The organism is Nitratireductor indicus C115 (assembly GCF_000300515.1).
Taxonomy (GTDB): Bacteria; Pseudomonadota; Alphaproteobacteria; order Rhizobiales; family Rhizobiaceae; genus Nitratireductor; species Nitratireductor indicus.
Genome location: NZ_AMSI01000010.1, coordinates 63,299 through 76,502, shown reverse-complemented (window position 1 = coordinate 76,502; position 13,204 = coordinate 63,299). Strand labels below are relative to the sequence as shown.

The window sequence follows — 13,204 nt, the reverse complement described above, 5'->3', positions numbered from 1 at the left end:
GCCGAAGGCCGCCGCAAGGCATGATGGTCACAACCATTCGACGCGTATTATCCATCCTGTTCTGCCTCTTGATGGCAGGGCTCGTCGCTTCGCTGGCGGTGGGATATTTTTCCAGCGACGGTATTCAGTGGATCGATGCGGTGCGTATCGTCCTTCTGGCGGCCAGCACGGCCTGGCTCGCATGGGGCGCTGCCTATGCGTTCAACGGGTTGCTGAGCCTGCCGCTCGAGCCGGATGAACGCCCATTCGAACTGGTCGCCACCAATGCTCGGACGGCTGTTCTGGTGCCCGTCTACAATGAGGACCCGGTCAAGACATTCTCCCATGTGGCCGCGATGATCGAAAGTACGGTCTCGTTTGGCGTTGCGGAGCGTTTCGATTTCGCGATCCTGTCCGATACGCGCGACGAGCAGGTGGCCGAGCAGGAGGCGCACTGGTTCCGCCGGTTGCGTCAGGAATTCGGGGTGCAGACGAACCTCTATTATCGCCGCCGGGAAATGAATACGGGCAAGAAGGCCGGAAACGTCGGCGATTTTATCCGGACCTCCGGCGCGCTCTACGACTATCTCCTCATTCTCGATGCCGACAGCCTGATGGAAGCCTCGACGATGGCCGAAATGGTGCGGCGCATGGACAACGACCCCAAGCTCGGTCTCCTCCAGACCCTGCCCAAGATCGTTCATGCACGCTCGTTCTTCGGGCGGGCGATGCAGTTTTCGACGGGGTATTATTCGCCGATCTATACGCGCGGCCTCGCCGAGCTCCAGGGCAATGCCGGGCCTTTCTGGGGGCACAACGCCATCGTGCGCACGCGCGCTTTCGCGCAGAGCTGTGGTCTGCCGGAGCTTGCCGGAAAGCCGCCTTTCGGCGGGCATATTCTGAGCCATGACTATGTCGAAGCCGCACTTCTTGCACGCAATGGCTGGACGGTTCGCGTCGATCCCGATCTGAACGGCTCTTTCGAGGAGGGGCCGGACAATGTCATCGATTTTGCAAAGCGCGACCGGCGCTGGTGCCAGGGTAATCTGCAGCACAGCCGCGTCATGGTGGCGCCCGGCCTGAAGCCGTGGAGCCGGTTCGTTTTCCTGCAGAACATCATGGCTTATGTGGCGTCGCCGCTGTGGGCGTTGTTCATTCTTGCAAGCATTGCGGCTCCTTCGCTCAAAGGGGTTCCGGACTATTTTCCGGAACCGGGTTCCTTTCCGGTTTTCCCGCGCGTCGAGCAGGGGCTCGCCCTGACGCTTCTTGTGGGCGTGTTCGGCCTTTTGATTGGTCCGAAGCTTCTTATTGTGGTGCGCGGTGCGATCAGCGGCGCCAATGCGCGGTTCGGCGGCACCTGGCGGGCGCTTTTGAACACGCTGACGGAAATCCTGTCGACGAGCCTGCTCGCGCCGATCATGCTCATGTTCCAGTGCCGTGCAGTGCTTGAAGTGTTTTCAGGCATGGATGGCGGCTGGCCGGCCACGGACCGCGAAGCCGGTTCGGTCAGTCTGTCGGAGGCCTGGGCGGCCAGCTGGTGGGTCAGCGCCACAGGGTTTGTGACACTCGGTTTCGCTTTCCAGTTCGCGCCCGAATATGTCTCCTGGCTGCTTCTTGTGGCGGGGCCGCAGGTGTTTGCGCCGCTCCTTATTCACATCAGCTCATGGAGCGCGTCGGGCCGTCTAAAGGATGCCGATATTTTCCTGACAAGTGCGGATACGCATCCTTCGCCGGTGGTGCTTCGCCAGGAAGCGGTTCTGACGCGTTGGCGCGGTGAGGGAAAAGACGCGGGGGGCGTTGCGGTGGAAGCTCCGGGGAACCTTACCCCGGCCGGTCTCGATCGCTAGGAGAAACGCCATGAACGCACCCTTCGTGCCGGCTGCTGCAAGCCGTGATCTGCGCCTCGACGTGTTTCGCGGACTGGCGCTCATCACCATCTTCATTAATCATGTGCCCGGAAATCTGTTCGAGCATCTGACCTCGCGCAATTTCGGCTTTTCCGATGCGGCCGAAGCATTCGTGCTGATGTCCGGCATTGCGGTCGGCCTGGCCTACTCCCGCGGTTTCAGCACGGGTCCGCTCTTTGAAGCGTGCATGCGTGTTTGGCGACGGGCGGGCACGCTTTATGTCGCCCATATCGTGAGTTCCATCGTTGCCGTGGCTCTGGTTGCTGCCGGCATATTGCATCTGGGGACGGTCGAGATCATCAGTCGCATCAATTTCACGCGGTTTTTGGACCAGCCCCTGCAGACCATGATCGGCCTGCCATTGCTTGGCCATCAGCTCGGCTATTTCAACATCCTCCCGATGTATGCGACGCTTCTCCTTGCCTCGCCTCTCTATATACTTGTGGGACTGCGCAGCCGCGCATGGCTCATCGCCATGGCGATTGCCATCTGGTTCCTGGCAGGCATGTTCCGCATAAACATGCCGAACTATCCCAACCCCGGCGGCTGGTTCTTCAACCCGTTCTCATGGCAGCTCATCTACGCGGTCGGCATTGCCGGCGGCCTTTCCATGCGCGAAGGGCAAAAGCTGGTCGAATACAAGCCATGGCTGTTCTGGGCTTGCGTTGCGTTTCTGGCGGCGTCCTGTGCTTGGGTGATGCTTCGTGCCGGCGCTTTGCCCGGACGGGCCTATCTGCCGTTCTTCATCGGTGATTTCGACAAGACATTCCTTGCCTTGCCCCGGCTTTCGCATGCGCTGGCTCTCGCCTATGTGCTGACCAATCTTTCCTGGGTGCCTTCACTTCTGCGGTTGCCGGTGTTCCGGCCCATCGAACTCATGGGCAAGAACGGGCTCGCCGTCTTCGTCTCCGGATCTGTTCTGGCCATCGCGCTTCAGATCCTGCGTCTGCGTCTTGAGACGGGGTTCGCGCAGGATGCGGTGCTGCTTGGCCTTGGTCTTCTTGCGCAATATGGCGTTGCGCTGTTCTTTTCCGCGCGTAAGGCTGGCCCCAAGGCCCGCCGGGTTGCGCCTGCTCCTCTGGCCGATCCGGTGCCGGACAGTGCCCCTTATCGGCAGGGAATGGCGCGGCCACCGCTCTCAGAGACGGCCTGATTGCGGATCAAACATCTGCGGAAAACGGCGAAGCGGCGAGCCTCGCCGTTTCCCTGCCGGGGCAAAGCGCTCTAAAAATCCATGCGAGGGGGGAATCGCACCTCTGCCGCATCGAAATGCCAGCGGGAGTTCGGTAATACGCTCCGTGGCCGAAGATCAGTAATCCGGGACAAGCATGACCACAGACGCCAAACGCCATGCCGCATTGATTGCCACCGAGATCGGAGCGAGGCCCGAACAGGCCGCAGCGGCAATCGCACTGCTCGACGAGGGGGCGACCGTGCCCTTCATCGCCCGTTACCGCAAGGAGGTGACCGGCGCGCTGGACGATACGCAGCTCCGTATGCTTTCGGAGCGCCTATCCTATCTGCGCGATCTCGATGCGCGGCGCGAGACGATCCTCGGTTCGATCCGCGAGCAGGGAAAGCTGACGGAGGAGCTGGAGCTCAAGATCGTTTCAGCTGTCACCAAGGCCGAACTGGAAGACATTTATCTGCCCTATAAGCCGAAGCGCCGGACGAAGGCGGAAATCGCCCGCGAGCGCGGCCTTGGGCCTCTTGCAGAGGCGATCCTTGCCGAGCGCGCAGCCGAACCAGCCAAGCTTGCGGAGAGCTATATCACGGAAGAGATTGCGGATGTGAAAGCGGCGCTTGAGGGCGCGCGCGACATTATCGCCGAGCAGTTCGCGGAGAATGCGGATCTCGTGGGACGTCTGCGCGGATACATGAAGGAGCGCGCCTTCCTGCGTTCGCGGGTGGTTGACGGCAAGGAAGAGGCCGGCGCCAAGTTCTCCGATTATTTCGATCATGTGGAGCGCTGGTCGGGTGTACCGAGCCACCGGGCGCTTGCCATGCTGCGCGGGCGCAATGAGGACGTGCTGTCGCTCGATATCGAGGTGGATGCCGACGATCCGTCGCCGGTGAAGCCCCCGGTGCGTATGGTGGCCGAGGCCTATGCGCTCGGCGGCGATCTGCCGGGAGACCGCTGGCTGATGGAGGTGGCGGGCTGGACCTGGAGGGTCAAGCTCTTCCTGCATCTCACGCTCGACCTGATGCGCGATCTGCGCGAACAGGCCGAAGAGGAAGCCATCCGGGTGTTTGCCCGCAATCTCAAGGACCTGCTTCTTGCCGCGCCTGCCGGCTCGCGCTCCACGATGGGGCTTGATCCCGGTATCCGCACCGGCGTGAAGGTTGCGGTGGTCGACGGTACCGGCAAGCTTGTCGCGACGACCACCGTCTATCCCTTCCCGCCACGCAACGATGTGCGCGGCACGCAGGCCGAGCTTGCATCGCTCATCCGCAAGCACAATGTGGAGCTGGTGGCGATCGGAAACGGTACCGGCAGTCGCGAAACGGAAAAGCTGGTGGCCGAGATGCTCGGCGATATGCCGGCGCCGAAACCGCTCAAAGTGGTGGTTTCGGAAGCCGGTGCTTCCGTTTATTCCGCTTCCGAAACGGCGGCCGCGGAGTTTCCCGATCTCGATGTTTCGCTGCGCGGCGCCGTTTCAATCGCGCGGCGCTTGCAGGACCCCTTGGCCGAACTCGTCAAGATCGAGCCAAAATCCATCGGCGTTGGCCAGTATCAGCACGATGTGGATCAATACAGGCTTGCCAAGGCGCTCGATGCGGTTGTCGAGGATGCGGTGAACGCGGTCGGCGTGGACCTCAACACGGCCTCGGCCTCCCTGCTGGCGCGGGTGTCGGGCCTTGGAGCCTCTCTGGCGGAAGCCATTGTCGCGCATCGCAACACGAATGGTGCGTTTTCAAGCCGCAAGGAGCTTCTGGAAGTGACGCGGCTTGGCCAGCGCACTTTCGAGCAATGCGCCGGCTTCCTGCGTATTCCCAATGGAAACGAACCGCTCGACGCCTCCTCGGTGCACCCGGAGGCCTATGGCGTGGCGCGGCGCATCGTATCGGCATGCGGGCGTGATGTGCGCGCGCTGATGGGGGATAGCGGGGCATTGAAAGCGCTCGATCCGCGTGTTTTCGTGGATGAGCGTTTCGGCCTGCCGACCGTGCGCGACATCATTTCGGAGCTTGAAAAGCCCGGCCGCGATCCGCGCCCCGCCTTCCGCACGGCGACGTTCGCCGAAGGTATCGACGACATCAAGGACCTGAAACCCGGCATGTCGCTTGAAGGTACGGTCACCAATGTGGCGGCTTTCGGCGCTTTCGTGGATATTGGCGTTCATCAGGACGGGCTCGTGCACGTCTCCCAGCTGGCCGACCGCTTCGTCAAGGATGCGCATGAGGTCGTCAAGGCCGGCGACGTGGTGAAGGTGCGCGTGCTGGAGGTGGACGTAAAGCGCAAGCGCATCAGTCTTTCCATGCGCAAGGATGGCGATGCCGGAGGACGGCCACAGCAGCAGGCACGCAGCGGTGGAAAGGGAGGGCATCAGTCCCAGCAGGCCCAGCGCGGCGGTGGCCGCTCGGGCGGGCAGAGCCGCGAGCAGGCTTCGCAGGGCTCCTTTGGCGCCGCGCTCGCCGAGGCGTTCAAGCGCAAATAGTTTGAGCAGACAGGCCGGGATCCGGTTGATCCCGGCCTAGATCGGTTCACCGTTTCATGGAAACGCTTCTCCGCTCCATCATCTTGTTTTTCCGCATTTGTGCGGACGTCAGGTGATTTCACCTGATTGCAAAATGCTCGAACGGCCAATGGCGCATGCCTGATTGCCCCAAAGGGGACGGTCAAGCATGGTGCCTGCTTTTCCTGAAACGCCTGAAATTCACGTCTTCGAAGGCGCGCGGAACCCTGCGGAGATGAAGTCCACAAGATGGCGGATGATCCGCTCGTTGTCGTTCTTCACCTGCTTGAGCTTGAGGTCCGGCAGGTCGCGGGCCGCGGGGTCAAGGTCACCCAGAATCTGCATGATTGCGCCACGGGCGAAATCGTAGCGCAGACCCACTTCCTCAGCGGGCAAGTCGGGGAGAGCCGCCGACAGCTTGTCGATGAAGTGGCGGTGTATAAGGTCGAATTGCTCGGCCAGAATGGTGTTGGTCAGTGGATGCGGCAGGGCGCGGACCTGCAGGAGAAGGCGGACGGGCGGGCGGCCGCCATTGGGGTCCACCGAAAGCTCCACCATTGGACGAACCAGAGCTTCGATTATGCTTTCAAGCGGCGGCGTGCGGCCTTCATTTGCGTCGACGCAGCTCTGCAAAGCCTTCAGGCGTGCATCGTTGATGGGGCGCATGCAGGTTTCCAGAACCGTGCGCGTGAGCTCTTCCTTCGAGCGGAAGTAGTAATTGACGGCGGCCACATTCGCGCCCGCCTCTTCGGTGATTTCCCGCAGGGTCGCCGACGCGATGCCGCGATTGGCGAAGATGCGCAGAGCGGCCGCCAGAAGACGTTCGCGCGTGTCGGCATCCTTTTCTGACCGCTTGGCGGCAAGTGTCTGATCCAAGGTGGTGCTCCCTTAGAGTGCTGTCGTGGGAAATACAGGCGATGTTCTTCGAGGGCTCCTCCCGAAACAACGCTGCGCCGCGAGACGCGATAGCATAACCCTACCGGACTGCAAGCCGTGACTGCCCGCGTAAAAGGTCAATGCCTCCAATCCCCACAATGTTCGTAGGACAAGCTTTGTCCAACTTCGCGTTTCAGGCAACCTGCATTCGCAACTTGCCTTCTTCCTTCCCTAGACTTTCTCCGTCTGTTCCAAAATCAGCGCGCTCATGCGTTCGGCGATCATGATCGTGGGCAGGTTGGTGTTGGCGCGCGGTGTGAAGGGCATCGCGGATGCATCGCACACGCGCAGACCTTCCACGCCGATCACCCGGCCGGACGGATCGAGCACAGCCTCGGGGTCATCCGCATCGCCGAGCTTGCAGGTGCCGGATGCGTGCCACACACCATGCGCCTTCTGGGTGACGAAAGCTTCAAGCAATTCGTCATTGGCCAGCAATTGCTCCACCGGCGCATCCTCGGTTACGACCTTCCTGAGGAGCAGACGGCGCATCCAGCCGGGACCGTCGAGCGCTGTGGCGAGAATCTTCGTGAGCACGAGATTCTTGGTGCTCACGATGCCCAGATCGCGGATGCGCTCGGTGTAGCTCGTGGGGAAAGGATCGTTGGTGGCGGCCTTCATGCTGGGCGTATCGTAGAGCCGGGCGATCAGGCGAATGCCTTCCTTAAGCCGGGCGACGTCACGGTAGTCGGACAGGAGACCGAACTCCACATGCGGCTCAACCTCAGGCGAGGGGTTGTCGAGCGATACGAAGCCGCGCGAATGGGCCTTGTTGATCCAGGTCATCAAGGAGCCGATCTGCTGGCCCACCGGATGCCAGCCGGTCTTTGCCATCGCCACCATGTACATGTCGTTGGGCATTCCCTCGGGAATATTCGAGGAATAACGCAGCGCGACGTGGATGTGGCGGCGCTGGTTGGTGCGGGAAAGGCGTGCGTGCGGAGCGATGTGCGAGGAGATCGAGATGGTGGGATGTTCCTGCAGATTTCGGCCGACGCCGCGTCTGTTGGCCACCACTTCTATGCCGAGCTTGCGCAGCATTTCGCCGGGGCCGATGCCGGCGCGCAGGAGCATTGCGGGCGAATGGAGCGCGCCGGAGGAAACAACCGTCTCGCCGGCCATGATGCGGGCGGGGCCCTCGGCGGTTTCCACCTCGACGCCCACAATGCGGGTGCCTTCGACGATCAGGCGCTTTGCCACCGTGTTCGGCCAGATTTCCAGATTCTTGCGTCTGCGGGCCGCATTGTCGAGATAAGCGATGGCCGTTGAAACACGGCGGTCATAGACATTGTTGATGGCGACCGGGAAATAGCCGTCCTCAAACTCTGCGTTCTGATCGGCAAGAGCCTTGAAGCCGTTATCGGCGAAGGCCCCGGCAGCTGCGTGGGCGAATTCCGGCCAGGCTTCGGGATAAATGCGGCGGATCGGCAGGGGGCCGGTCTTGCCGTGCATCGGGCCATCGAAATCCAGATCGCGTTCCGCCTTCTTGAAGAAGGGGAGGACATCGTTCCAGCTCCAACCGGATGCGCCGTTCTCTGCCCAGTCATCGTAGTCGTCGGGAGTGCCGCGGTTGGCCTGCATGTCGTTGAGGCTGGAGCCGCCACCCATGAGGCGGGCCTGCTCATAGCGCCGCAGATGCCGCTGGCGCTGGTCGTTGTGCGGGACCGGCTGGAGAGAGACGCGCAGATCGGCCCAGACATTCCTCGCATTGAAATAGGCAATGCGCGGATAGCTGTCGAGGATGGCGGGCTCTACGCGATCAGGGGGCGTGTCTCGGCCGGCTTCCAGCAGGATCACCTTGTGCTTGCCGTTTTCCGAAAGGCGGCTCGCCATAACGCAGCCGGCGGAACCGCCGCCGACCACAACGAAATCACAGTTCACAACCTTGGTCATGGATCAGTTCTCGTGCACGAATTTGGTGACCAGATAGGAATCGAGGCCTTCCGAACCGCCCTCGACGCCGTAGCCGCTGTCCTTGACGCCGCCGAAGGGCGTTTCGGCAGCACTTGCCGCGAAAGTGTTGATGCCGACGACCCCGGTTTTCAGGCCGCGCACGATGCGCCTTGCAGTGCGGGAGGATTCCGTCAGCGCATAGGCCGCAAGGCCGAAGGGAATGTCGTTTGCAGCCGAAATGGCGTCGTCGAGTTCCCGGAAAGGAACGATTGCGGCAAGCGGCCCGAAGGGTTCTTCCTGCATGACGCGTGCATTGGGGGGAACATCGGCAAGAACGGTCGGCTCAAAGAAGAAGCCCTGGCTCTCGATCCGCTTGCCGCCGGCTGCAACCTTGGCGCCGCAACTGACGGCGTCCTCGACAAGACGTTCGAGGGCAGGCGGGCGGCGGCGGTTTGAAAGCGGTCCCATCTGGCTCGAGGGATCGAGACCGTCGCCGACCTTGATCTTCATGGCACGGTCGGCAAAGCCGCTGACAAAGGCGTCGTAGACGCGATGGTGGACGAAGAAACGCGTGGCGGAGGTGCACACCTGGCCCGCGTTGCGGAATTTTCCTGCAACGGAAAGATCAAGCGCGGTTTCGAGATCGACGTCATCCATGACGATGACGGGTGCATGACCGCCCAGCTCCATCGTCAGGCGCTTGAGGCCGGGGGCGGCGAGCCGCGCCAGTTCGCGGCCGACATTGGTGGAGCCGGTAAAGGAGACCTTGGCGATTTCAGGTGAGGCCATGAGCCGTTCCGAGATTTCCGCCGGTCGCCCGAAGATCACGTTGATGGCGCCAGCCGGCAGGCCCGCATCGATCAGGCAGCGCGCCATGGCCAGCGGTGTGGCCGGCGTTTCCTCGGCCGGCTTGAGGACCACGGTGCATCCGGCGGCAAGCGCTGCTGCGACCTTCTTGGCGGCGGTGACGGCGGGAAAGTTCCACGGCGACATGGCAGCTATGGGACCGACGGGCTCCTTCAGGGCGATCATCCGGGTGCCGACGGCGCTCGGGATCACCCGGCCATAGGCGCGGCGCGCTTCGTCGGCGAACCAGTCGAAGACGTCCGCGGTGAAGCCAATCTCGCCTTTGGCCTCGGCCAGCGTCTTGCCGTTTTCCAGCGTCAGGGCATGCGCCATGTCATCAAGGCGCTCACGCATCAGGATCGCTGCGTCGCGCAGAATGCGCGAACGTCTGGCGGGCGCGGTCTCGCTCCAGGGAAGGAAAGCTTTGTCAGCCGCCGCGACCGCAGCATCGATATCGGCCTGCGAAGCAATCGGCAAACGCGCGAGCTCCACACCCGTTGCTGGGTTGACGACAATGTTCTCCGCGAATTCGGCTGTCTGTCTGGGTGCTCCCGCGATGAGAAGCTCTGGCTGCTGATACATGAACGGCCCCGGATTATTTCAATTGACTATTTAAAACACACATTTCATGCGATGCTCAAGAGACAATTGGCGATGGTTCGCGATTGCCCTCCTGGCCTCTCAACCTGCGATTTTTTCCATGCGCTCCAGCGTTTCACGCAGGATATCGCTCGATGTTGCGAAGTTGAGCCGCACAAAATCGCCATGGCTCGTGCAGAAGGATTCGCCTGGACTGAAGGCAATTCTCGCTTCGTCGAGGAAAACGCTCGCAGCCGGCTTTTTCCAACCCATCGCGCTGCAGTCGATCCAGGCCAGATAGCTGGCTTCCGGCATATAGGCCTTTAGCTTCGGCATGCGTTCTGCGAGCGTCTCGATGACGATCCTGCGGTTGCGGTCCAGAAGGGCCATTACCTGATCGAGCCACGGTTGCCCATGGGTCCATGCGGCGACCGCAGCGTCGATTGAAACGATGGATGGCTTGCCGAGCAGCAGGCGGGGGATGCGGCGTCGAAACCGTTCGAGCAATTCCGGCGTGCCGAAATGCATGACCCCGCAACGCAGCCCTGCAATGTTGAAGCTCTTGCCCGGAGAGTTCGCGGTTATCGTGCGGGAGGCGGCGTCCGCGCTGAGCGAGGCAATGGGAATATGCCTTCCGCCTTCATAAACGAAGTCGGCGTGAACCTCATCGGAGAAGATGATCATGTCGCGCCTTGCGGCGATTGCCGCGATGGCTTCGAGTTCGGTACGGGTCAGGACGCGGCCCGTGGGGTTTTGCGGATTGCACAGGACCAGCATGCGCGTGCCGGCAGGTGCCTGTTCCAGCGCTTCCATGTCCGGTTCATATCCTGAACCGCTATCACGCATGGGAATTTCGACGATGGAGCGGCCGGCATCTTCAATCGCCTCGCGGAACGGCCCGTAGCAGGGCGTATGGACCGCCACGCGGTCGCCCGGTTCGGTAAAGGCCAGGATGGCGGCGATGGTGGCCTGCAAGAGGTCGGTTACGGGTTGAACCGCTGCTTCCTCGATATGCCAGGAAAAGCGCTCCTCCATCCGCTTCACAAAGGCTTCCGAGATCAATCGTTCGGCCGGCATCAGGTGGCGGCGCGGATAACCGTAATCGCGCTTGTCGACCAACTGACGCACCGAATCCTGAAGGATGTCGGCTGGCCTGAAGTCCATCTCGGCAATCCAGGACGGAATCACATCATTGGGATAACGACACCATTTCGAAGCCCTTCGGGACAAAAGAAATTCCCGATCGAGCTCCAATTCCCCAATTTCTTTTTCTTTCATGGAGGCTCCCTTTCCCTCAGACTCGGCGTCGGTCGGGATGAAACGACATAATCGCCGCTTCGCCATTTGTTAAAACAATTGCTTGAAACGGTCAATTGTTTGAAATTCCCGCTAACCGGAACCGGTCTTGTCCGGTCGTTTCGAGAATCGGGCATTTGCGCCCAGGAGAAGGATGAAGAATGCGATCTCTCGCTACCCCAACGCCGTACCGAATGCCGCACCGAATGCTGCAAGGGAAAAGCCTTGACGGGGATAAAAACATTTGTTTGAAATAGTGGTATGAAACAGTCCATTGCCCATTCGGGTGCGGATCGTTTCAGCACTCGGGTGTCAAAGGGCCAGTCTACCAAAGAGTCCAACAGCCGATCATGTCGAACGAGCGCAACGCTCCTGTTCGACGTTTCAGGGGACAGGGATTGCAAGCGCGGAGACTTGAAATCCTTCTTCGAGAGGAGTCGATAATGCGTCCTATCAACTTAATTGCTGGCATTGGGGCAATGCTATGCGCTGCCGCCGCGCCGATATTTCATGCGCAGGCGGAAGAACCCGTAAAGGGCGGTACAGTCACCTTCCTCATGTCGCCCGCCCCGCAGATCCTGACCTCTGCTATCACCACGGCCGGCGCCGAGCAGGTCGTGTCTTCGAAGATTTCCGACAGCCTCTTCACCTATGATTTCGATCTCAACCCGAAGCCGCTTCTGGCCAAGAGCTATGAGGTCAGCGAAGACGGCAAGCGCGTCACGTTCCACCTGCGCGAAGGCGTGAAGTGGCACGATGGCGAGGAGTTCACATCCGAGGATGTGGCTTTCACGACCATGGAAGTGTGGAAGGTGCTGCACGGCCGCGGCCGTACCATTTTCGGCAATGTCGAAAAGGTCGAGACGCCGGACAAATATACGGCGGTCTTCGTTCTCAGCCGCCCTTCGCCGGGTATGTTGAAGAGCCTTGCCGCGCAGCAGGCACAGATTCTGCCCGCCCATCTCTACAAGGGCACCGATATTCTGACCAATCCGGCGAACCTGAAGCCGGTCGGCACCGGGCCGTTCCGCGTCGTGTCCTTCACGCCTGGCGACAATCTGGTGCTTGAGCGCAATCCCGACTATTGGGATGAGGGCAAGCCCTATATCGACAAGCTCGTGTTCCGCTTCATCCCGGATGCGGCTACCCGTTCGGCAGCGCTCGAGGCCGGCGAGGCGCAGATCGCCCCGCAGAACCTCGTTCCGATGGTCGATCTGGAGCGTCTCCAGGCGACGGGCGAATTCGAAGTCACCACCAAGGGTTACGAATTCCAGAACGAGATGGAGATGATCGAGTTCAATCTCGACGATCCGGTGATGAAGGATATCCGCGTACGCCAGGCGATCGCTCATGCGATCGACAAGGACTGGATCGTGGACAACATCTTCTTCGGCTATGGTATTTCGGCCAAGACGCCGCTCCATCCCCAGCTTACCGAGCTTTACGACGCATCGGACGTTCCGCAGTACGATTACGATCCGGAGAAGGCGAAGGCTCTGCTTGAAGAGGCCGGTTACAAGCCGGATGCCAACGGCACGCGTCTGAAGCTCGTCGTGGACCCGTTGCCCTATGGCGAACACCAGAACCACGTCGCCGCCTATATGCGTGAAGCCTTCCGCGAGGTCGGCATCGATCTGGAAGTGCGCGCGCAGGACTTCGCCGGTTTCGTGAAGCGCGTTTACACGGATCGTGATTTCCAGTTCACCGTCAATCTCCTGACGGGCGGCTCCGATCCGACGATCGGCACGCAGCGCACGTTCTGGACGCCGAGCTTCAAGCCGGGTGTTGGGTTCTCCAACGGTTCGCACTATTCGAACCCGAAGATGGACGAGATCCTGGAATCGGCTGCGGCTGAAATGGATGCGGCCAAGCGCAAGGCGCTGTACCATGACTTCCAGAAGCTCGCGATGGAAGACCTGCCTGTGCTGCCGCTGACGGCCGTGGAAAGCACGACGATCGCCAACAAGCGTCTTAAGAACCACACGATCGACGCCAACGGCACCTACAGCAACTTCGCCAACGTCTATCTCGAGCCGGCGCAGTAAGCTTTCGAAACGACCGGTCGCGCAGTCGCGGCCGGTTATTTCCCTC

At 61.1% G+C, this 13,204-nt stretch carries 8 protein-coding genes; 4 read left to right on the top strand and 4 right to left on the bottom strand.

Annotated elements, in window-relative coordinates:
• The first annotated feature begins 20 nt into the window (after window positions 1-20).
• The 3 genes from mdoH to NA8A_RS15075 all read left to right on the top strand — a co-directional run bounded on the left by mdoH (window position 21) and on the right by NA8A_RS15075 (window position 5,545).
• Window positions 21-1,826 (top strand): glucans biosynthesis glucosyltransferase MdoH, encoded by a 1,806-nt coding sequence (gene mdoH / locus NA8A_RS15085; protein ID WP_009451194.1) that lies wholly within the window; start codon window positions 21-23, stop codon window positions 1,824-1,826.
• A gap of 10 nt (window positions 1,827-1,836) precedes the next feature.
• Complete coding sequence (locus NA8A_RS15080) at window positions 1,837-3,039, top strand: OpgC family protein (RefSeq protein ID WP_009451193.1); 1,203 nt, start codon at window positions 1,837-1,839, stop codon at window positions 3,037-3,039.
• 175 nt (window positions 3,040-3,214) lie between these two features.
• On the top strand, window positions 3,215-5,545 hold the full coding sequence (locus NA8A_RS15075) for a Tex family protein (protein WP_009451192.1): 2,331 nt from the start codon (window positions 3,215-3,217) through the stop codon (window positions 5,543-5,545).
• A 219-nt stretch (window positions 5,546-5,764) separates the two neighbouring features.
• Here the strand turns inward: NA8A_RS15075 and NA8A_RS15070 are convergent, their stop codons facing one another.
• From NA8A_RS15070 to NA8A_RS15055, 4 genes are all read right to left on the bottom strand, one after another.
• The gene (locus NA8A_RS15070) at window positions 5,765-6,439 is read right to left on the bottom strand and encodes a TetR/AcrR family transcriptional regulator (protein WP_009451191.1); all 675 of its coding nucleotides are present in this window, start codon (window positions 6,437-6,439) and stop codon (window positions 5,765-5,767) included.
• Window positions 6,440-6,670: 231 nt separating this feature from the next.
• A complete protein-coding gene (locus NA8A_RS15065; RefSeq protein ID WP_009451190.1) occupies window positions 6,671-8,392 on the bottom strand; it encodes a GMC family oxidoreductase in 1,722 nt (573 codons plus the stop codon).
• A gap of 3 nt (window positions 8,393-8,395) precedes the next feature.
• Window positions 8,396-9,820, bottom strand: a complete 1,425-nt coding sequence (locus NA8A_RS15060) for an NAD-dependent succinate-semialdehyde dehydrogenase (RefSeq protein ID WP_009451189.1) — start codon at window positions 9,818-9,820, stop codon at window positions 8,396-8,398.
• 99 nt (window positions 9,821-9,919) lie between these two features.
• Window positions 9,920-10,981 (bottom strand): MalY/PatB family protein, encoded by a 1,062-nt coding sequence (locus NA8A_RS15055; RefSeq protein ID WP_157174146.1) that lies wholly within the window; start codon window positions 10,979-10,981, stop codon window positions 9,920-9,922.
• A gap of 575 nt (window positions 10,982-11,556) precedes the next feature.
• Here NA8A_RS15055 and NA8A_RS15050 point away from each other — a divergent pair.
• Entirely contained in the window at window positions 11,557-13,158 is a 1,602-nt protein-coding gene (locus NA8A_RS15050; RefSeq protein WP_009451187.1) for an ABC transporter substrate-binding protein, read from the top strand.
• Window positions 13,159-13,204: the final 46 nt, after the last annotated feature.